This is a genomic window from Myxococcus qinghaiensis (genome assembly GCF_024198215.1).
GTDB lineage: Bacteria > Myxococcota > Myxococcia > Myxococcales > Myxococcaceae > Myxococcus > Myxococcus qinghaiensis.
The window spans coordinates 90228-109982 of the sequence record NZ_JAKCFA010000031.1; the positions used below are offsets into that span (position 1 = coordinate 90228).

General features: G+C 69.0%; 18 protein-coding genes and 1 rRNA gene. 15 read left to right on the top strand and 4 right to left on the bottom strand.

Annotated elements, in window-relative coordinates; genetic code table 11:
• Positions 1–123: 123 nt before the first annotated feature.
• Positions 124–1149, top strand: coding sequence for an OmpA family protein (locus LZ199_RS40305; protein WP_253999121.1), 1026 nt, complete (start codon positions 124–126; stop codon positions 1147–1149).
• Between the two features lie 31 nt (positions 1150–1180).
• Entirely contained in the window at positions 1181–1639 is a 459-nt protein-coding gene (locus LZ199_RS40310; RefSeq protein WP_253999122.1) for a hypothetical protein, read from the top strand.
• A 1-nt stretch (position 1640) separates the two neighbouring features.
• Here LZ199_RS40310 and LZ199_RS40315 read toward each other — a convergent pair whose 3' ends face one another.
• The 3 genes from LZ199_RS40315 to lpxB are packed head-to-tail and all read right to left on the bottom strand — an operon-like array spanning position 1641 to position 4160.
• A complete protein-coding gene (locus LZ199_RS40315; protein WP_163869724.1) occupies positions 1641–2267 on the bottom strand; it encodes a MarC family protein in 627 nt (208 codons plus the stop codon).
• Positions 2268–2286: 19 nt separating this feature from the next.
• Positions 2287–2991 carry a polyprenol monophosphomannose synthase gene (locus tag LZ199_RS40320; protein WP_253999123.1) on the bottom strand — a complete coding sequence of 235 codons (705 nt, stop codon included), beginning with the start codon at positions 2989–2991 and terminating at the stop codon, positions 2287–2289.
• Between the two features lie 17 nt (positions 2992–3008).
• On the bottom strand, positions 3009–4160 hold the full coding sequence (gene lpxB / locus LZ199_RS40325) for a lipid-A-disaccharide synthase (RefSeq protein ID WP_253999124.1): 1152 nt from the start codon (positions 4158–4160) through the stop codon (positions 3009–3011).
• A gap of 60 nt (positions 4161–4220) precedes the next feature.
• On the opposite strand from lpxB, the gene LZ199_RS40330 reads away from it, so the two are divergent.
• The 10 genes from LZ199_RS40330 (at position 4221) to LZ199_RS40375 (ending at position 15824) form a co-directional block, all read left to right on the top strand.
• The gene (locus tag LZ199_RS40330) at positions 4221–6104 is read left to right on the top strand and encodes a DUF4388 domain-containing protein (protein WP_253999125.1); all 1884 of its coding nucleotides are present in this window, start codon (positions 4221–4223) and stop codon (positions 6102–6104) included.
• 3 nt (positions 6105–6107) lie between these two features.
• The gene (locus LZ199_RS40335) at positions 6108–7892 is read left to right on the top strand and encodes an ABC transporter ATP-binding protein (RefSeq protein ID WP_253999126.1); all 1785 of its coding nucleotides are present in this window, start codon (positions 6108–6110) and stop codon (positions 7890–7892) included.
• A 460-nt stretch (positions 7893–8352) separates the two neighbouring features.
• Positions 8353–9522 (top strand): PHP domain-containing protein, encoded by a 1170-nt coding sequence (locus tag LZ199_RS40340; RefSeq protein ID WP_253999127.1) that lies wholly within the window; start codon positions 8353–8355, stop codon positions 9520–9522.
• A gap of 21 nt (positions 9523–9543) precedes the next feature.
• Complete coding sequence (locus tag LZ199_RS40345; protein ID WP_253999128.1) at positions 9544–10827, top strand: 3-deoxy-D-manno-octulosonic acid transferase; 1284 nt, start codon at positions 9544–9546, stop codon at positions 10825–10827.
• Complete coding sequence (locus LZ199_RS40350; protein ID WP_253999129.1) at positions 10824–11831, top strand: glycosyltransferase family 4 protein; 1008 nt, start codon at positions 10824–10826, stop codon at positions 11829–11831. Before LZ199_RS40345 ends, LZ199_RS40350 begins: the two co-directional genes overlap by 4 nt.
• Before the next feature lie 4 nt (positions 11832–11835).
• Positions 11836–12864, top strand: a complete 1029-nt coding sequence (locus tag LZ199_RS40355) for a glycosyltransferase (protein ID WP_253999130.1) — start codon at positions 11836–11838, stop codon at positions 12862–12864.
• A 110-nt stretch (positions 12865–12974) separates the two neighbouring features.
• Positions 12975–14099 carry a tetraacyldisaccharide 4'-kinase gene (gene lpxK, locus LZ199_RS40360; protein WP_253999141.1) on the top strand — a complete coding sequence of 375 codons (1125 nt, stop codon included), beginning with the start codon at positions 12975–12977 and terminating at the stop codon, positions 14097–14099.
• A 31-nt stretch (positions 14100–14130) separates the two neighbouring features.
• Positions 14131–15144 (top strand): bifunctional heptose 7-phosphate kinase/heptose 1-phosphate adenyltransferase, encoded by a 1014-nt coding sequence (locus LZ199_RS40365; protein ID WP_163869734.1) that lies wholly within the window; start codon positions 14131–14133, stop codon positions 15142–15144.
• On the top strand, positions 15141–15629 hold the full coding sequence (locus LZ199_RS40370; protein WP_253999131.1) for an adenylyltransferase/cytidyltransferase family protein: 489 nt from the start codon (positions 15141–15143) through the stop codon (positions 15627–15629). Before LZ199_RS40365 ends, LZ199_RS40370 begins: the two co-directional genes overlap by 4 nt.
• A gap of 3 nt (positions 15630–15632) precedes the next feature.
• Entirely contained in the window at positions 15633–15824 is a 192-nt protein-coding gene (locus tag LZ199_RS40375; protein ID WP_253999132.1) for a Trm112 family protein, read from the top strand.
• A 75-nt stretch (positions 15825–15899) separates the two neighbouring features.
• On the opposite strand, the gene LZ199_RS40380 is transcribed toward LZ199_RS40375, so the two are convergent.
• Positions 15900–16994 (bottom strand): glycosyltransferase family 9 protein, encoded by a 1095-nt coding sequence (locus tag LZ199_RS40380; protein ID WP_253999133.1) that lies wholly within the window; start codon positions 16992–16994, stop codon positions 15900–15902.
• A gap of 83 nt (positions 16995–17077) precedes the next feature.
• On the opposite strand from LZ199_RS40380, the gene LZ199_RS40385 reads away from it, so the two are divergent.
• The 3 genes from LZ199_RS40385 to LZ199_RS40395 form a co-directional block, all read left to right on the top strand.
• Positions 17078–17956 carry a YicC/YloC family endoribonuclease gene (locus LZ199_RS40385; protein WP_253999134.1) on the top strand — a complete coding sequence of 293 codons (879 nt, stop codon included), beginning with the start codon at positions 17078–17080 and terminating at the stop codon, positions 17954–17956.
• Complete coding sequence (gene gmk, locus LZ199_RS40390; RefSeq protein ID WP_253999135.1) at positions 17953–18582, top strand: guanylate kinase; 630 nt, start codon at positions 17953–17955, stop codon at positions 18580–18582. Before LZ199_RS40385 ends, gmk begins: the two co-directional genes overlap by 4 nt.
• A gap of 1051 nt (positions 18583–19633) precedes the next feature.
• Positions 19634–19755, top strand: a 16S ribosomal RNA gene (locus tag LZ199_RS40395); the annotation flags it as partial.

Consider the following 19755-nt stretch of genomic DNA (forward strand, 5'->3'; position numbering starts at 1 on the left):
CGGCGCGTCTTGCTCGCGAAGCATTTCCTCGCAGGAAGCATCCGCCTACCCTGTCGCGGTGGAATCCACCCATCCGGACCGCTGTTGCACGCGGCCCGTGACGCCGGAGGTCGACGCCGCGCCATGAATGCCCGCCTGGTACTAGTGCTCAGTCTCGTCGCCGCAACTCCGCTTCCCGCGTTCGCGGACGCCATCCGGGTGTCCCTGGAGGGCCGGGCCGCGGTGGGTGAGGCGCTCCCGGCATTGCTCGTGCACATCGACGAGCCCATCGCCGGCTTCGAGCTGAAGCTCAAGCGCGGCGACGGGAAGGTGGTCGAGGTGAAGGGCGGGGGAAAGCCAGGCATCACCCGGCGCATCGAGCTGGAGCAGCCCGAGGGCCGCTTTCATTACGAGGGCGAGCTGGTGGTGCGCTTCTCCAACGCCGAGTCGGGCAGCATGCCGTTGTCCTTCGACACGGAGCTCAACGGGCCGCTGCGGTTGGACGTGCGCCCGGAGGACGTGGACGTCGCGGGGCGCAAGCTTCGCTTCCAGCTCTCGCGTCCCGCGGGCCGCGTAGAGCTGACGGTGCTGATGGACACGGGAAAGAAGGCCTTCGAGGGCGAGGTGCCCTTCAAGGGCGAGCCGGCGGGCACGCCGCTTCCTCTGAGCTGGCCACCCGCCGAGGGCCGGGTGATGAAGATTTCCCTCCGAGCCTTCGACACATCGGACTTCTACACGGGCGTGGACCTCTTCCCCTGGCGCGTGGACATTCCTCACGAAGAGGTGAGCTTCGCTTCGGGCCGCGCGGACATTCCCGCCGCGGAGCGCGGCAAGCTGGACAGGAGCCATGCGTTGATTGCGGAAGCGCTGGCGAAATACGGCCGCTTCGCGGCGGTTCGTCTGTACGTCCTGGGGCACACGGACACGGTGGGGGCCACGGCGGACAACCGTGAGCTGTCGCTGAAGCGGGCCCGGAGCATCGCTTCGGCCTTCCGACAGCGCGGGTTGAAGGTGCCGATTTTCTACGAGGGATTCGGGGAGGAGTCGCCAGCGGTGCGCACTCCGGACGAGACGGCGGAGGCGGGCAACCGCCGGGCCGAGTACATCATCGCGGTGGAGGACCCGACGCTGGAAGGGGCGCCCTTCTCGCCGCGGTGGAGGAAGCTGTAGCGGACGCGAAGACGTGACGAGGAGGCGACGGATGGACGGATTCCAACGGTGGGCCTGGGGCGTGGTGGGTATCTCGCTCCTGGCGGGGGCGGGCTGCGCGCATCAGGCGCCGCTCGCCGTGAGGCGGGAGGTGGAGGCGGACAAGTGCACGCTGATTCAATCCGTGTTGAAGGAACCGACGCCGTCGCGCGTGGTGGAGGAAATTGCCGCGCAGGGCCGCCACGAGCCCACCCCGGTGCGGGTGTACGTGCGGCGCCCCGAGCAGTCCATGCTGGAGCGCTTCTTCGAAGGGGACGAGCCCCGTTGCGGCGATGCCACCTTCAAGGTCGTCCAGGAGAGCGTCCTCGACGCGGTGGTGGTGTACCTGCAGGAGGTGCGAGAGGGCTACGCGTACGACGCGCGCCGCTCCGGCCCTGACGAACTCACCCTGGAAGGCACGCCGCAGGGCACGCTGAAGCGCGCGGGCCCGCAGTGGGTCGCGGGCAAGTGAGTTACTTGAGCAACTCCTTGGCGCCGTCCGCGATGAACTGCACGGCGATGGCGGCGAGGATGAGCCCCATGACGCGCTCGACGATGGCGACCCCGGACTGACGCAGCACCCGCTGCACGAGGCCGGAGGCGCGCAGGATGAAGTAGCTGGCCACGAAGGTGAGGATGATGGCCGCCAGCACCGGAAGGGTGGCGGTCATCGAGTTGCCTCGGGCCATCAGCACCATGGCGGTGGCGATGGCCCCCGGGCCCGACAAGAGTGGAATGGCCAGCGGGACGATGGCCACGTCCTCCTTCACCGCCCCCTCCTGCTCCTCCGTGGGCGTGGTGCGCGTCGCCGAAGGCCGGGCGCGCAGCATGTCCAGCGAGGTGATGAGCAGGAGGATTCCGCCCGCGACGCGGAAGGCCCCCAGCGACACGCCGAACACCTTGAAGATGATGGTGCCGAAGAGGGCGAAGAACGTCATCAGCCCGCACGCCACCAGGCACGCGCGCAGGGCCGTGCGGTGGATCTTCTCCTTCGAGTCCCCGGACGTCATCGCCAGGAACAGCGGCACCACGCCGATGGGGTCCACCACGAAGAAGATGGCCGGCAGCGCGACGAGGAATTGCGCCAGGTAGACCTTCATCTCCGCACGCCCTTCCTGGCTACACCGTGAGGCGCAGCTTCCACACCATGGTGAGCGCTTCGGCGAAGATCTTCTTGTTCATCTTCGAGTGTCCCACACGGCGGTCCTCGAAGATGATGGGAACCTCGCGCACGGTGAAGCCGTTCTTCAGCGTGCGGTAGGTGAGTTCAATCTGGAACGCATAGCCGGTGCTGTGCACGGCCTCGAAGTCGATGGCCTCCAGCACCCGGCGGTGGAAGCACTTGAAGCCGCCCGTCAAATCGGAGACGCCCACGCCCAGAATCGTGCGGGCGTAGAGGCTGCCGCCGCGGCTGATGAGCTGCCGGCCCACGCCCCAGTTCACCGTGCCGCCGCCGGTGACGTAGCGCGAGCCCAGCACCAGGTCGGCGCCCGCCTCGGCCGCGTCCAGCAGGCCGGGCAGGTAGCGCGGGTCATGGCTGAAGTCCGCGTCCATCTCCAGGATGTACGTGTAGCCCTCGGCCAGGGCCCAGCGGAAGGCGGCGAGGTAGGCGCGACCCAGGCCCTCCTTCTTCTCGCGGTGCAGGACGCGCACGCGCGGCTCCCTGGCCGCGAGCTGGTCGGCGAGCTGCCCCGTGCCGTCGGGCGAGTTGTCGTCGACGACGAGGATATCGACGCGGGGGTCGGCCTTGAGCACCGCCAGGGTGATGGCCTCGATGTTTTCCCGCTCGTTGTACGTGGGGATGCAGACCAGCGCAGGATTCATGGCCGGGCCGACATACCCTAAATGGCGCGCGGGGGCAGTAGCTCCATCACCGACTCCGCCGCCCGGGTGGCGGCCCCTGCCTCGCCCAGCCGCCCCCGCACCTCCGCCAGCCCCTTGAGCATCTCCTCTCGGGGCGCCCCCGGGCTCCACACCCGGCGGACCTCGTCCGCGATGCGCTCGGGCGTCATCTCCCCCTGGATGAGCTCCGGCACCACGCGCCGGCCCGCCAGCAGGTTGATGAGGGACACGAAGGCCACCTTCAGCATCAGCCGGCCCACCCAGTACGTGATGAGGGACACCCGGTAGATGACGACCAGGGGGCGCTGCATCAGTCCTGCTTCCAACACGGCTGTACCGGAGGCGACGATCGCCGCGTCGCTGGCGCCCACGACTTCCGGCGCGCGTCCGTCCACCAGCACGGGGGTCAGCCCGCTGCCCACGAAGCGGGAGGCCACCTCCTCGCGAGGGATGGTGGGGGCCACGGGGACGACGACCTGGAGTCCGGGGCGCTCGGCGGACAGGCGCTTCGCGGCCTCCACCATGGTGGGCAAAAGCCTTCGAATCTCGCTCATCCGGCTGCCCGGCAGGAGCGCGAGCGTGGGGGCGTCCTTCGCCAGGCCCAGCTGTTCGCGGAAGGCGACGGCGGTGTCGGGGGCGGGGACCTGCTCGACGACGGGGCTTCCCACGTAGCGGGCGCTGACGCCGGCCTCGCGGTAGAAGTCCTCCTCGAACGGGAGGATGCACAGCATCCGGTCCACCAGTCGCTTGATGGTGCGGACCCGGCCCCGGCGCCACGCCCAGATCATCGGCGAGATGTAATAGGCGACGGGGACGCCCTGGGCCTTGAGCTTCTCGGCCAGCCGCAGGTTGAAGTCGGGGATGTCCACGAGGATGGCGACGTCGGGGCGGCGCTCGGCGGCGGCGTTAGCCAGGCCCTTCATGATTTGAAGGATGCGTGGAATCCGGGGGAGGACCTCGGTGATGCCCATGACGGACACCTCGCGGGCGTCGAAGAGCAGCTCCACCCCCCGAGCGGCCAGGCGCGAGCCGCCCATGCCAAAGAAGGTGAGGTCCGGGCGTTTTGCCTGGAGGGCGGCGACGAGCTCTGCGGCGTGTGCGTCGCCGGAGGCCTCGCCTGCCACGACGAGGATTCGGGGCGGGGGCGTCATGTGAGGGGGGCGCATCGTACCCTGATGCAAGCCAGGATGAAGGTGTAGACTGCACTACCCTTGAAGACGCTTCTGCTCGCCGAGAGCCATCCCCCCACGCTCGAACACCTGACGGGTCTGCTCTCCCAGGCCGGGTATTCCGTGCGCGCGGTGAATGACCCTATCGCGGTGCTGGAGCACTTCGCGGCGGACAACCCGGATGTGATGGTGCTGTCGGTGGACCTTCCCCGAGTGGAAGGCACGCACGTGGTGCATCTCATCCGAGGGCACAGCCAGGGCGGACGGGTTCCGATTGTCGCCATCGACAAGGGGCACCTGGGCCGGGCGCGCGGTGTGAGCTCCGTGCTGGACCTCAAGGTGAATGCGTACGTGGCGGACCCGCTCAAGCCGGGCGAGCTGGTGCCGCGCCTGGAGTCGCTGGTGCGCGCGGCGCAGGCGGTGGCGCTGACGGGGCTCGCGTCGACGCTGTCACGTCCTGCGGTGAACAGCGGCGACTTGAAGGGCTATCCGCTGCCCGGGCTCCTGCACTCCATCTACCGACTGCGGAGGGATGGTGTGCTGGTGGCGGCGCACCGAGGCCTGAGTCGGCGGGTGTACTTCCTGCGCGGCGGGCCGGTGAGCTTCGACTCGTCGGCGAAGGAGGACTCGCTTCCGCGCTACCTCGTCGAGCGCAAGCTGGCGACGGCGGCGCAGGCGGAGCGGGTGTTGGAGGCGCTGGCCACCGGGCTGCGCATCGGCTCGGCGCTGGCGGACGCGGGGGTGGAGGCGGCGGGGGAGGAGTTGTCGCAGTTGTTGCGGGACTACACGCGCGACAAGCTGGCGCGGGTGCTGGGCATGCGGGAGGGCCGGTATGCCTTCTACTCCGGCGACGAGTTCACCACCGAGGTCGCCTCGGTGGACCTGCCGCCGCTGGCGCAGGTGCTCGAGGGCGCGCGGCGCTGCTTCCCGTTGAAGGTGATGGCGGCGTCGTTGCGAGCGAACCTGGGGGAGTACCCGGTGCGCTCGGCCGACTTCGGTCGCGACTTGCAGGCCATGGCGCTGGACACGGACGACATCAAGATCGCCATGCAGGTCAATGGCCGCATCGTCCTGAAGGAGCTGCTCGCGCATGGCCGGGGCGAGCTGAGCGCGGCGTACTCGCTCTTGTGGTTCTTGAAGCTGACGGGTGGGGTGACGTTCTCTCCGACGCCGGTGGCGACGGGGGCGGACGTGCTGTCGGCGGCGGTGGTGCCGGACAGGATTGGGCCGCGCAAGCGCAAGTCGTTGCCGGTGGAGACGGCGGCGTCGTTGCGTGAGGAGGCGGTGCGCATCATCACCCGCAGCTACTTCGGCAGTCTGGGGTTGGACATCGCGGCGGACGCGGAGGCGGTGGAGCGCGCGTACCACGAGACGGCGATGCGCTTTCATCCGGACACGCTCGCCGAGTTCGACATCTCCGAGCTGAAGGACCTGCTGGACTCGGTGCAGGAGAAGCTGTCCGCGTCGTACCGGGTGCTGAGCGTGGAGGAGAAGCGCAAGGCGTATCTCCAGTACCTGTTCAGCAAGCTGGACGTGGGGCGGAACACGGCGGTGGTGGTGGACGCGGAGATTGCATTGCGGCGGGGCGAGTCCGCGCTGAAGCGGCGCGACTTCCTGTCGGCGATGCATGCGTTCGAGGAGGCGGTGTCGCTCAACCCGCGCGAGCCGGAGTACTACTCCTTCCTTGCCTGGGCGACATACCAGGCGTCGGGCGGTCCCCTGGTCCAGCGGGCGCAGAAGGCGCAGAAGGTCTTGAAGAAGGCGCTGTCATTGGGGCCGTATGTGGAGCGGCTGCACATCATCGCGGCCATCATCGACACGGACCTCGGGGACGCGCCGTTGGCACGGAAGAAGCTGCTGAAGGTGCTGGAGTACAACCCGTACTCGCAGCTGGCGAAGGCGGCGTTGCGCAAGGTGGGACGGTAGGGAATGCGGCGGACACTGTTGCGACTGTTGCGCTATGCGCGCCCGCATGTGGCGGTGCTGGCGGTGGCGTTCGTGGGCATGGCGGTGGTGGGCCTGGCGACGGGGGCGTACGCGTACCTCACGGGCCCCGCGCTGCGCTTCCTGTTGTCGGGGGGCGAGGACGGCTTCACCGGCGCGAACAGCGTGCCGTGGCTGTCAGGCCTGTCGCGCGACGCGGCGCTGTGGGGCTTCCCGCTGATGATGGTGGTGGTGGGGGCGGTGAAGGGCGTGGGGTACCTGGGCCAGTTCTACTTCATGGGGCTTTTCGCGCAGCGGGTGGTGAAGGACGTGCGGCGCGACCTGTTCACGAAGCTCACGTCATTGTCCCCCGCGCAGCTCGCGCGCGAGCGGCAGGGCGACCTGCTGAGCCGGTTCACCTCGGACGTCACGGCGGTGGAGGCGGCGGCGATGTACACGGTGGGCTCGTACCTGCGCGACAGCCTCCAGGTCATCATCCTGGCCGCAGTGGCGCTGTCGATGAGCCCGCTGCTGGGTGGCTTGATGCTGGTGGTGATTCCGCTGGCGGCGCTGCCCGCGTCCAAGCTGACGCGCAAGGTGTTGAAGGGCACGCGAGAGGGGCAGACGCAGCTGGGCCACCTGGCGGGGCAGCTCCACGAGGGACTGGGCGGGCTGCGGACGATTCAGGCCTTCAACGGGCAGTCCGCGGAGCTGGCGCGCTTCGCCTCGCACGCGAAGGCGCACGAGGACGCGGTGGTGGGCGCGGCGTGGGCGCGAGGCGCGGTGCCTGGGGTGATGGAGGTCCTGGCGGCGGCTGCGCTGGCGGGGGCGCTGGCCTACGCGGCGAGTGCGCGGCTGATGGAGCCGGAGGCCCTGCTGTCGCTGCTGACGGCGGTCATCCTGGTGTACCAGCCCGTGAAGGACCTGGGACGGGTGACACAGTTCGCGATGCAGGCGGGGGCCGCCGGTGAGCGGCTGTTCGCCCTGTTGGACTTGAAGCACCCGGTGCTGGATGCGCCGGACGCGGTGCCGGCGCCGCCCCTGTCGAAGTCCATTCGCTTGGAGGACGTGCGCTTCGCGTATGGCGACCGTCCCGCGCTGGATGGGGTGACGCTGGAGCTGAAGTCGGGCCAGGTGACGGCGCTGGTGGGTGGCAGTGGTGGTGGCAAGAGCACGGTGACGACGCTGCTTTTGCGCTTCGAGCGTCCGCAGTCGGGCCGGCTGTTGCTGGATGGCGTGGACATGGACCGCTACACGGCGGCGAGCCTGCGTGAGCAGCTCGCGTTGGTGACGCAGGAGCCGCTGTTGTTCCAGGGCTCGGTGCTGGAGAACCTGCGTTACGCGAGGCCGGATGCGACGCGCGAGGACGTGGAGGCGGCGGCGAGGGTCGCCAACGCGGACGGGTTCATCCGGGCGTTGCCGCAGGGCTACGACACGCGAATCGGTGAGCGGGGCGTGACGCTGAGCGGTGGGCAGCGGCAGCGCCTGTGTATCGCGCGAGCGGTGTTGGCGCGCGCGAAGGTGCTCATTCTGGACGAGGCCACGAGCAGCCTGGACCCGGAGAGCGAGCGCGAGGTGCAGGCCGCGCTGGCGGCGGTGCTGCCGGGGCGTACGGCGCTGGTCATCGCGCACCGGTTGTCGACGGTGGTGAACGCGGACGTGCTGCACGTCATGGAAGCGGGCCGCGCGGTGGAGAGCGGGTCTCACGCGGAGCTGCTCCAAAAGGGTGGTCGCTACGCCGCACTGTGGCGGATGCAGACGGAGGGGCCTGTCGAGCGAGGCGCCGCGTGAGCGGGTCGAGGGTTTCCGGCGGCGTCGCGCTGCCCAAGGGAGAGGGCGCGACGATGAGAGCTCAGTCGGCTGCGAGGATGAGTCCACGCCGTGGAATCACCGTGCCAGCACACGCGAGCCCGGTGCGGTGCTCCACGCGGCATGGGCGGATGAGCCCGCGCCGTAGAGTCCCTGTTCCGGAACACGCGAGCCTGGTGCGGTGCTCCGCGCGGCATGGGCGGATGAGCCAATGCCGTGGAAGCCCTGCCGAGGCGCTTGTGGGCGCCGTGCGATGCCACCCGGCAAGCTCAGGTGGTGGTGAAGATGCGCCAGGGCAGCAGATGCCTTGCGTCGCGGCATGCGCGCTTCACGCAGCTGGCTCGGTCGGTGGTGAGGCGCCGGTGCTGGAGGTGAGTCCTCCTCGCGAAGCGGCAGGTCCCGTCAGACGGGTCCACGATGAAGTGCCTGGGCGGAGCCGCGCATGAGCCCGCTTCGCAAGTACACAGGCAAGGCGGTCCGTGCACTGGCTGGCCTGCTGTTGCTGGTGCTGGGACTCTGCGGCTTCTTCTCGCTGCCCGCCTCGTACGTGACGTACCCGGTGATTCCGCCGAAGGAGGGCGCGCCGAAGTGGGTCCGGGGCGCGTTCCACGTTCACACCACACGCTCGGATGGGCGAGGCACGCCCCTGTCCGTCGCGCTCGCCGCGAAGGCAGCGGGCCTCGACTTCGTGCTGCTCACGGACCACAACGACTTCACCCCGCCCGCGCCCACGTGGGTGGACGGCGTGTTGCTTGTCCCAGGCATTGAAATCTCCACCTCCGCGGGGCACCTGGTCGCCTTCGGGATGGAGCGCCCCTTGGAGGGCATGAAGCGGTGGATGCCGGCGGGAGACGCCGTGCGCGCCGTGCACGCCGCCGGCGGAATGACGGTCCTCGCGCATCCGGTGCAGCGTCACAACCCGTGGACGGACGCCCAGAGCGCGAGTCAGGCGAAGGGTTTCGAGTTGTACTCGGCGGACACCTTCTTCCGGCACGCGCTGCGCAATCCGGTGAGCCGGTTGCTGCCGGCCGTGGGGGCCTATCTGGCGAACCCGATGCACGGGGTGATGGTGCTCGTGGCGCCCGAGCCCGAGCCGGGTGAGCGCCTCCTGGAGCTGTCCCGAGAAGCGCCCCGCCTCGCGTTCTGCGCGCACGACGCCCACGGCCTTCCGTCGTACGAGTCCGTGTTCAGCTCACTCGCGATGTACCTGCCACCGGAGCAGGTCCCTTCGCCCCTGCCCTCGGATGCGAAGGCGGCGGCGGCGCTGGTGACGGGAGCGCTGCGGGGTGGTGGGGCCGTGTGTTCCTTCCGCGCCCTGGGAGAACCCGAGGGTTTCGCCCTCGAAGGGGTGACCTCCGAGCGCAGGGAGGCCAGGGTGGGGGACGTGCTCAAGGTGCGCCTGCCCGGCATTCCGGACGTGGACACGGTCCGAGTCGAGGTCTGGGGCGCGGGCCGCCTGGGGCCAGACGGGACGTCGGTGGAGCTGACGGGGGAGGGTGTGGTGCGGGTAGAGGTGTGGGCAAAGGGGCCGGGGCGGTTCTTCGGCTCTGAATGGCGACCGTGGATTGTCCCGAGCCCCGTGCGTGTACTGCCTCGGGGGCCTGGCATCTGATAGAGGGCCGGGGAGCCGTCCATGCGACTCCTGTACATCCTCGCTACGTATCTTCTCTTCCCGCTGCTCTTCCCGGCGCTCTGTCTGCACCGGAAGACGCGTCATGGCCTGTGGCAGAGGCTGGGGTTCTACGCGAGGGGCTCGCTGCCTCCACGAGGAGACGGGCCCGTGGTGTGGTTGCACGGCGCCAGCGCGGGAGATCTGCTGGCGCTGTCCCCCATGTTCGGCCCCCTGCGGGCGCGCTTTCCGGGGTGCCAGCTCATCCTGTCGACGATGACGGACAGCGGTTATGCGATGGCGACGGGCCGGCTTGCCAAGGACATCGATGGAGTCGTCTACGCGCCCTACGACTTGTGGGGAGCGACGCGTCGGGCGGTGAAGGCGCTCCGGCCGGACGTGTTGGTGCTGGAGTACACGGAGGTGTGGCCCAACCTCATTCGCGCCGCGAAGCGAGGTGGGGCGCGAGTGGTGATGACCAACGGCCGCTTCTCTCCCGCGAACGTGGAGCGCTACCGTTGGCTGTTCCGGCTCATCGGCAACCCGCTGAAGGACTTCGACCTGATGTTGATGCGTCACGAGGACGAGGCGCAGAGAGCAAGAAGCCTCGGGGCGCGGCCGGACTGGGTGCGGGTGACGGGGAACACGAAGTTCGACTCGTTGGCCTCCGGGCCGGCGGCGGAGGACAACGTGTTGCGAGAGGTGCTCGGGCTCCCGGTAGGTGCACGGGTCTTGATTGCCGGCAGCACGCACGAGGGCGAGGAGGACGTGTTGCTCGGCGTCTATCGGCGCCTGCTCGCGCGGTGGCCGGACCTGCGACTGGTGATTGCGCCTAGGTACGTGGACCGTGCGCCCCGAGTGGTGGCGCTGGCGCGTGAGGCGGGCCTGGGTGTGGGCCTCCGCTCGCAGGGGAATCCCGAGCGAGGACAGGTGGTGGTGCTGGACACCATTGGCGAGCTGTCACGGGCGTACCGCCTGGCGACGGTGGTCTTCGTGGGCGGCTCGTTCACGAAGCGCGGTGGGCAGAACATCCTGGAGCCCGCCGGGCAGGGCAAGCCGGTGTTGTTCGGTCCGCACATGGACAACTTCAAGGACAGCGTGGCTGTGCTCGCGGGGCACGGAGGAATCCAGGTGGAGGACGCCGAAGCGCTGCACGCGAGGCTCGCGGAGTTGCTCGAGGCACCGGGTCGAATCGAGGAGCTGGGGGCCCAGGCGCTTGAGACCGTGGGCCGGATTTCGGGTGCGAGCGAGAGGAACGCCGAGGCGATGACGACGCTCTTTCCCCACGGAAGGGCTGGCCCGCGATGACGCTCATCGTCCACCCGCATTTCCACAAGCGGTACACGGGCGTCACGCGCCACGTCGAGTCGGTCGTCCCGGCGTTGGTGAAGGACACGGGCTCGGAGACGCGAGTCATCGGCTCGGGGCTGAGCGATGGGCTGCCGCGAATCTCCTGGCCGGAGCTGTTGCGCCGGGCGCGCACGGAGCCGGTGGTGTGGCATGCGCACCGGAACAACGAGCTGCTCGCGGGGATGTTGCTGAAGCTGGTGGGGCGTCAGGTGCGGCTGGTCTTCACGCGGCACACCTCGATGGCGCCGAGCGGCTTCACGCGCTTCATCGCGAGAGGCGCGGACGCACTGGTGTCATTGACGCGGCAGGTGGCGGAGGTCATCGCGCTGCCGTCGACGGTCATCTCGCATGGCATCGACCTGTCGCGCTTCCATCCGCCGGAGGACCGAGCCCAGGCATGGGAGCGACTGGGGCAGGGCGGGCGTTTCGGAGTGGGGGTCATCGGTCGCATCCGGAAGGAGAAGGGGCAGGGCGACTTTCTCGAAGCCGTGCGTCCCTTGTTGCCCGAGCATCCCGAGTGGCAGTCGGTGTTGGTGGGCCTGGCGAAGGGCGCGGACCTGGACTGGGTGAACGGCCTGCGAGCTGGCATCGAGGACAGGGTGTCCCTGGCCGGAGAGCAGTCGGTCATCGAGCCCTGGTACCGGGGGCTCACCGTGCTGGTGCATCCGTCCTATGCGGAGGGGTACTCGCTGGTGCACGTGGAGGCGATGGCCTCCGGCTGCTGCGTGGTGGCATCGAAGCTGCCGTACCTGGACACGCTCATCGAGCATGGCCGGACGGGCTTCTTCTTCGAGCCAGGAGACGTGAAGGCCTTGCGCGAGCTGCTGGACATGCTGATGCGAGAGCCGGAGCGGGCGCGAGAAGTGGGGCGCAACGCGGCCGAGGAGGCACGGCGTCGGTGTGGCGTGGAGCACGAAGCGCACGCGCTGGAATCGCTGTACCGAACCCTGGTCGAGCGGTAGCCGGATGCGAGTCCTTCACCTGCTGGCGAGCCCCTTTTTCAGCGGCCCTGCTGAGAACGTCGCATTGCTCGCGCTGGCGCAGCGGGAGGCCGGCCACGAGGTGACGGTGGCGGTGGACCGTCGGCGCGAGGAGGTGCTGGCGGAAGAGCCCGCGGTGCCACGGCTTCGGGAGCTGGGGTTGTTGGATGACGAGGGCCTGGAGCTGTCAGTGAAGTCCCCGCCCTGGCGTGTGTGGCGCGACTTGCGACGGCTGCGCGCGCGGCGAGTCGACGTGGTGCACTCGCACTTCAGCCACGACCACTTCCTGGCGAGGTGGGGACGGCCCGAGGGCGCGGTGTTGGTCCGCTCCCTTCATGCACCGCGCTCCATCCGCTCCTCGTTGCCAGCGGCGGACGCGTACACAGTGCCAGCGAACTCATTGCTCCCCCTCTTGTCGGAGCGAGGAAAGGTGGCCCGGGTACTCCCCGCGCTGGTGGATCCACGCTTCAGTCCCGTGTCGGACCGTGAGGTGTTGCGACGCAAGCTCGGACTGAAGGGCGCGCCGCTGGTGGGGATGGTCTCCACGTTCCAGCCGTCGCGACGGCACGCGGTCGGGGTGGAAGCCTTCGCGCTCTACCGCAAGCATCGGCCTGAGGCGCGCTTCGTCCTGGTGGGAGACGGCGGGTTGCTGGAGGCGACGCGGAGTCAGGTGGCGTCACTGGGGCTGACGGAAGCGGTGGTCTTCGCCGGCTATCAGCAGGGTGCGGACTTCGCGCGGTGGCTGAAGTCCTTGGACGAGGTCTGGCTGTTGGGGCTCGGGAACGACTGGAGTGCGAGAGCAGCGGCGCAGGCCCGAGCCTGCGGGGTGCGAGTGGTGGCGGTGGAGGAAGGTGCGCTCCCCGAGCTGGCGGATGCGCGAGTCGCCGAGCCCACGCCCGAAGCAGTGGTGGCCGCTTCGCTGTCAGGGCAGCGGGCACCCGTAGCACACCCGACGAATGCGAGCATCGCCGCCGATGTCCTCGCCCTCTACGCGCAAGTGACGCGCACGCGCTGAGTCGTACGTGATGGCATGGACTGGTAGCGTGTCGGAAGCATGTTGACCCTCGACGATGCCCGACGATTCGTGTCGGGACGCGCCATGTGTGGAGCCTCCAGGTCTTGAGCATTCCCGCTCCCGAGTCTCCCACCGCCATCGAGCGGGTGTTCTACCCGCCGTCGCCCGAGCCCTGGGGCCGGCGTGTCTTGCTGTCCCCGCTCACGGCGATGTCATGGACCTATGCCGCGGCGGTGCATCTGCGAGGCGCCCTGTATGGCCTGGGCCTGCTGCGCGCCGAGCGGGTGGAAGGACTGCGGGTTGTCTCCGTGGGCAACCTCAACGTGGGAGGAACGGGGAAGACGCCCGCGGTGCTCCACCTGGCGGACCTGCTGGTGCGCGAGGGCCGCAAGGTCGGCATCCTCACGCGGGGCTACGGGCGTCGCTCGCAAGAGCCGCTCACCTTCACGGGGGCGGAGTCGCAACCGTCGGTGGAGGACGCGGGAGATGAGCCCTTGCTGCTCGCGCGCCGCTGCCCGAGCGTCAGGATTTTCGTGAACGCGGACCGGGTCTCCAGCGCCTACCGGGCGCGAGACGAGTACGGCCTGGACACGGTGCTCCTCGACGACGGCTTCCAGCACCGACGCCTCGCGCGCGATGAGAACCTCGTCGTGGTGGATGAAGCCGTGGGGCTCGGCAATGGCCACATGTTGCCGAGAGGCCCGCTGCGAGAGCCCGCTTCGTCCCTCCGGAGGGCCACGTTGCTCTGGGTGCGAACGTCCACCGCCTCGGGCGCGAGCGAGTCCCCGCCCGCACCGTTCGATGCGAGGAGCCTGGGGCTGCCGCGTGAAGGCGAGGGACTTCCACGCGTCCGTGCACGCTATGGACCTTCGGCCTGGGTGGACCCGTCGGGAGGGCTGCATCCCACGGGAGCGCTGAGGGGCCAGGGGGTGCTGGCATTGGCGGGCCTCGGTCGGCCGGGGGGCTTCTTGAAGACGCTGAGGTCCCTCGGAGTGGAGGTCCTGGATGCGGCACTCTTCCCGGACCACCACCGCTTCACGATGGACGAGTTGCGTGACGTGGAGGCGCGGGCCGCGAAGCTGGGGGCGGTGAAGGTGGTGACGACCGAGAAGGACGCGGTGCGTCTGCCCGTGGGGTTCTCGGCCTGGAAGGTCCGGTTGGGGGTGGACGTGTTGGAGGGCGAGTCGCATCTGCGTCGAGCGCTCGGCCTGTCGGGCGCGTCTGCCGACTTGTGAGACGCGGGGGGCTGTGGGACAAACCGCCGCCATGGCCGCAGTCTCGCCCGTTCGCTCGTCGCCTCTGCCCACTCGCCTGCCGCTCGCGTTCGCGCGCCGCAGGGTGTTGCTGGTGGGGGACCTGGTCGCAGACCACTACATCTACGGGCAGACGGACCGGGTGAGCCGCGAGGCCCCGGTGCTCATCGTCCGCTACGAGTCCGCCGAGGTGAAGCTGGGCGGCGGGGCGAACGTGGCGGCCAACGTCCGCGCGCTGACGGGGCAGGTGACAGCCGTCGGCATGCTGGGCGCGGATGAGATGGGCCGCGAGCTGCGCCGCCTGTTCTCCGAGTCGGGAGTGCGCCTGCACGCGGTGGGCGGACGGGGCCTGGCGACGGAGACGAAGACCCGCATCCTCGCGGGTGGCGTGAGCACGACACGGCAGCAGATGTTGCGCCTGGACCGGGGCCAGCGCTCGGCCTTTCCGCCGAGTGTGCGCAAGGCCCTGGCGAAGCACGTGGCCGAAGCGGCGAAGGACGCGGACGCGGTGGTCGTCTCGGACTACGGCGCGGGAGTGCTGAGCGACGAGGTGCGCGAGGTGCTTCGGAAGCTGGCGGCGGATGGATTGCCGGTGTGCGTGGACAGTCGCTATGCGCTGTCGTCGTTCTCGGGGCTGACGGTGTGCAAGCCCAACGAGCCGGAGCTGGAGGCGTTGGCGGGGCGCCCCGTGCGCTCGCAGGAGGACTTGCTGGCGGCGGGCCACGAGGCGGTGCGCAGGCTGGGGTGTCGCGCGCTGCTGGTGACGCGCGGCCGGCACGGCATGGCGCTCTTCGACGCGGACGGAGGGGTGGACCTCATTCCGGTGCACGGCGCGAAGGCGGCGGTGGACGTGACGGGCGCTGGCGACACGGTGATTGCGACGTTCTCCCTGGCGCTGGCGGCGGGCGCCTCGTTCGGCGAGGCGGCGCGGCTGGCGAACGTCGCGGGTTCGATGGTCGTGCAGAAGTCGGGCACCGCGACGGTGTCACGAGACGAGCTGCTGGCGGAGCTGCGGAGCGCGCGATGAGCACCTTGGAGAAGATTCAGTCGCTCGAGCAGGTGGCGGAGGCGAGGGCGCGCTGGAAGGCCGAGGGCCGCACGGTGGCGCTCGCGAACGGCGTGTTCGACCTCTTGCACGTGGGGCACGTGCGGTACCTGGAAGGTGCCCGGGAGCTGGCGGACGTGCTGGTGGTGGCGGTGAACTCGGACGCCTCGACACGGGCGTACAAGGGCCCTGGTCGGCCACACATCCCCGAGGGGGAGCGCGCGGAGTTGGTCGCCGCGCTTGCCTGTACGGACCGAGTCATCGTCTTCGACGAGCCCAACGTGCGCGGCATCATTCGCGTGCTGAAGCCGGACGTGCATGTGAAGGGCACGGACTACACACCGGACACCATCCCCGAAGGAGACGAGGTCCGGGCCTACGGTGGGCGCACGGCGGTGTCGGGAGACCCGAAGGACCACAGCACGACGGAGCTGGCGCGCCGGCTCGGCCGTGAGAGCGCGAAGTAGGGCATGCCGACCCTGGATGAGGGGCTCCTGGCGGTGCTGGGCTGTCCCCAGTGCAAGGGCCCGCTCACCGTCATCGAGCAGTCGGAGCAGGTGAAGGTCCGCTGTTCCCGGTGCCAGTGTGAATGGCCCGTGGAGGAGGGAGTGCCGCACCTGCTCCACGAGCGGATGTCTCGATACGACGGGCCTGGCGAGTGAGCCGCTTTTCAGCGGCTCGAGCCTTCATCCCTGACCGCCGGCTTCGTCGACAAGGCGGCTGCGGTCGCTCATCGCCTATCGGGCGAGCTGCGCCGCGAAGGAGCGGGCCTCTTCGGCGGCGCGAGCCTCCAACCCCTGACCCCCTGCACCATCGACGAGGCTGGTGAGGTCGACCATCCGGTGAGGCGCATACGCATGGCCCCACCGCTCCATGTCCATGCGGAGGAAGTACGCCAGCGTCGGAGCGCCCACGGACACCGACAGGTGCATGGGCCCGGTGTTGTTGCAGATGGTGAGGCCGGCGGCGCGCATGAGCGCGGCGAGCTCGTCCAGGTTCGTGGCGGGCGCGAGTCGCGCGCCGGGAGCAGCCGACACCACGGAGCGGGCGAGGTCCTCTTCTCCGGGGCCCCACGTGACGATGGGAATACGGCCGGACTCGAGGAGCGCGCGGGCCGCCGCGGCGAACGCCTCGGGAGGGATGCGTCGAGGTCCCAGCCGACCTCCGGGATTGATGACCGCCTTGGGCGTGCTGGCGTCCGCGTCCAGGAAGGCACGGAACGAAGCCCCGATGTTGGGCTCGCGGAAGGAGAGTCCCCGAGCCAGCGAGCCGCCCGTGACTGGGGTCAGCAGGTGGGTGCGCTGAAGCGCCTCGCTCCGGCTGTCGGCACGGGCAGGGACGGACAGGGAGTGGAGGCTGGACACCGGCCAGACGCTCGGCCCGATGACCACGGCGCGAGGGCCGGCGAGGCGTGACACCAGGGCGCTCGTCACCGACGGGGCTTCCCAGTTGGCGCAGTCGACCACCAGGTCATACCCGGCGCGGCGGAGGGCGCGGATTCCTGGAGCCAGAGGGCCCATCCAGATGCGCCGCCGGTCGAACGCGATGACCTGGTCCGCGTCGGGGTGGCCGGCCAGGACGCGGGCCACCTTGGCGTGAACGAGCACATGCACCTCGGGGGTGGGGTGCACGTGGGCCTTGAGGGTGCGCAGGAGGGGGGTGGTGAGGAGGGCCTCGCCCACGCGGTTGTCGGGCCGCACGAGCAGCACCTTCCGGGGGACGGGGAGGGAACTTCCAGGACGGAGCCGGCGGCCGGGGCGCCAGAACAGCACGGACGCCACGAGCGCCAGCGCCAGCTTCGCCCACAACTCGAGCCGCTTGTGCCAGACCATCGCGGCGCGGACCCTACACAGAACTGAAAGGGGTGCAAGCACGCTGCTTGACCTGCGGACGGAAAGCCCCTAGCAACCGCCCAATGCTGAAGAGCATGACCGGGTTTGGCGCGGGCCGTGCGCGCGTGGGGGACGAAGAGGTCTCCGTGGAGTTGCGCTCTCTCAATCACAAGTTCTGCGAGGTGAAGGCGAGACTGCCTCGAGAACTCGCGTCGCTGGAGCCGAGCGTCACGAAGCAGGTGAAGGACCGGCTGGCCCGTGGCTCGGTCGAGCTGCTGGTGAAGCGGCAGTCCTCCACGGCGACGGGGACGGTGCCCACGGTGGACCTGAACCTGGCGCGCGAGTACCTGCGCACCTTCCGCGACTTGGCCAAGGAACTGGGCCTCCCGGCCGACGTGGCCTGGTCGCAGGTGGCCAACCAGCAGGGCGTCGTGCGCCTGGAAGAGAAGGGCGTGAATCTGGAGTCGGCGACGCCCGCGGTGACGGAGGCGTTGGACCAGGCGCTCGGGGCCCTGGAGAAGATGCGGCTTGTCGAGGGCGAGGCGATTTACGCCGACCTGGACGCGCGACTGAAGTTGCTTGAGGGTTGGAGCCGCGAAGTGGCTCACCTTGCTCCCCGCGCGGTGCAGGACTACCAGCAGCGGCTCACGGAGCGGGTGGCGGAGCTGGCGCGTGGCGTCGCGGTGGACCCGCAGCGGCTGGCGCAGGAAGTGGTGCTCTTCGCCGAGCGCACGGACATCGCCGAGGAGGTCACCCGACTGGCGAGCCACCTGGAGCAGTTCCGCGCGCTCATGGTGAGCACCGAGCCCGCGGGCCGTCGCATGGATTTTCTCGTGCAGGAGATGCACCGCGAGGTGAACACGACCGGTTCCAAGAGCCAGCACACGGAGATCTCCGTGCGCGTGGTCTCGATGAAGGCCGAAGTCGAGCGCATCCGCGAACAGGTGCAGAACGTCGAATGAGCGAACCCACCATCCTTCAGCCCGGTCTGCTGCTCGTCCTCTCCGCGCCCTCCGGGGCAGGGAAGACCACCCTTGCCCATCGGCTCCTCAAGGAGACGCCGCAGGCGAACTTCTCCATCAGCGTCACGACGCGCCGCCCCCGAGGCAAGGAGCAGGAAGGGGTGGACTACGAGTTCGTGGACGTCGCCACCTTCCAGGCGAAGATTGAGCGGGGCGAGTTCGTGGAGTGGGCGGAGGTCCACGGCCACTTCTACGGCAGCCCCCAGTCGACGGTGGAGGTTGCTCGCGCCCGTCGGGGCGTGGCCATCTTCGACATCGACGTGCAGGGCGGCCAGGCCATCAAGCGCAAGCACCCCGACGCGGTCACCATCTTCGTGCTCCCGCCCTCCATGGACGAGCTGGATCGCCGGTTGCGGGACCGGCAGACGGATTCGGATGAGACCATCCGGCGCCGGATGCTGGCGGCCCGCTCGGAGATGGAGCGGGGTATCGCCTCCTACGACTACATCGTCGTGAACGACGACTTCGAGCGCGCGTACAGCGAGCTGCGCGCGGTGGTGGTGGCCGAGGGCTGTCGCCGCGGCCGGGTGGACGTCTCGAGGTTGAAGCTGGGTGTGGGGAGCTGAGCGCGAGGGGCAGGGGAGGGGCGCTGAAGTGACAATCAGCAAACTTCTTGCGCCGTCCCGCTGCTTGGTGGATAAGCCGCCCACCTCACGGCGAGGCGCGGGTGGCCCAAAGCCCTCCGCGACGAGCAGGCAGCCGTGATTTCCGTCAGCAACTCGTGCGGAATCAGCGCTCACGGCGCTGGGGTTCTCTGAACCACGTAGAATAGGACCGTCGGTCCCTGGAGGATTCCCTACACGGGGCCTTCGTGGGACTTCGAGTGTCCGGAGCAGCTCGTGACAACGAGTTGACATTCTCCGGACAGCTCCATAGATGGTCAGCCAGCAGGAAGTGGTCCGGTGGGCGTCGCGGTGGTGGGGTTGGAGGTCGTCTCGTGCGAGACGGCACTGGAGCTGGGGCTGACGGTGGGGCGGGGCTCGGAAGCGGTTTGACTCTGGATGCGGCGGTGGTAGAAGCCGCGCCCCTCACGAACGGAGCCCGCGCACTGGCGCGAAGCACTTCGGCGCGAGGACTCAGAACGACATTGGAAATACGGCGGTCAACGAAGCGAGTTGACAGAAGGCGCGGCGGTGATAGAAGCCGCGCCCCCGACGAAGAAGCCCGGAAGCAGCAGGGCGGAGACGGCGAGGGAGTCAACGAAGCAGCGGTTGACACGGGACGCAGCGGAGAGATAGAAGCCGCGCCCCTCACGAAGGAAACAGCGGAAGCCACTGGGCGGCGCTGAGGACTTCGGAGAACGCCGAAAAGGGACGCAAAGCGAAGTTGACAGCTGACGCGGACCTGAATAAAAGATGCGACCCGCCGACAGGAAGTGGCGGGCAGCAGACAGAAGCAATGGTAGCAAGTAGTCGCGGTTGAAACAAGCGACTCGGTCTTTGAAAACCAAATAGCAAGCCCAAGAAGAAGAGAAGGATTGCGGAAACCGCAGTCAATCTTTGAGAAGGCACCAGCGAGGGAGCGCTGAGAAGCGCATACCAGCAGTGCCTGCAGTGAATCAGCGAGTTGAGGTTCCTTAGCCGGACCTCGACTGACGCCGGTTCAACCTTCAAATTAAAATTGGAGAGTTTGATCCTGGCTCAGAACGAACGCTGGCGGCGTGCCTAACACATGCAAGTCGAGCGCGAATAGGGGCAACCCTTAGTAGAGCGGCGCACGGGTGCGTAACACGTGGATAA